Source organism: Mesorhizobium sp. M4B.F.Ca.ET.214.01.1.1 (genome assembly GCF_004791545.1).
GTDB lineage: Bacteria > Pseudomonadota > Alphaproteobacteria > Rhizobiales > Rhizobiaceae > Mesorhizobium > Mesorhizobium abyssinicae.
The window spans coordinates 1-377 of the sequence record NZ_SRUX01000107.1; the positions used below are offsets into that span (position 1 = coordinate 1).

1 pseudogene is annotated in these 377 nt (G+C 69.2%); it reads right to left on the reverse strand.

Going from position 1 to position 377, the window contains the following annotated elements:
- A pseudogene (locus EN857_RS33500) lies at positions 1-377 on the reverse strand (lipopolysaccharide biosynthesis protein); the annotation flags it as partial.

The window sequence follows — 377 nt, forward strand, 5'->3', positions numbered from 1 at the left end:
CCGCCCCATCACCGAGACCGCCTCCGAGGTCGAGGCGACGTCGCGCATCGGCGTCGCGTTGAGCCTGGCGACGAGCAGGATTTCGTCGGCCATGGCGACCAGCGGCAGGACGTTGAGATCGTCGGCCAGCGCGCCGCCGTCGACGACGACGAGCTCGAAACTATGGTTGGCCTCGGCCAGCATGCGATGGGCGAAGTAGAGCGCCTGCGCCTCCTGGAACACCGCGGTCGGCCGGCCGCGGCCAATGAGCGCGACGGAGCTGCCGGGCGCATAGCGGCAGACCGCCTCGAGCGGATATTCGCCGCGCAGCACGTCGAGCACGCCAGGCTGCGGGTTCTTCTGGCCCTTGCCGGCATTGATGTCGATGAACAGCACGC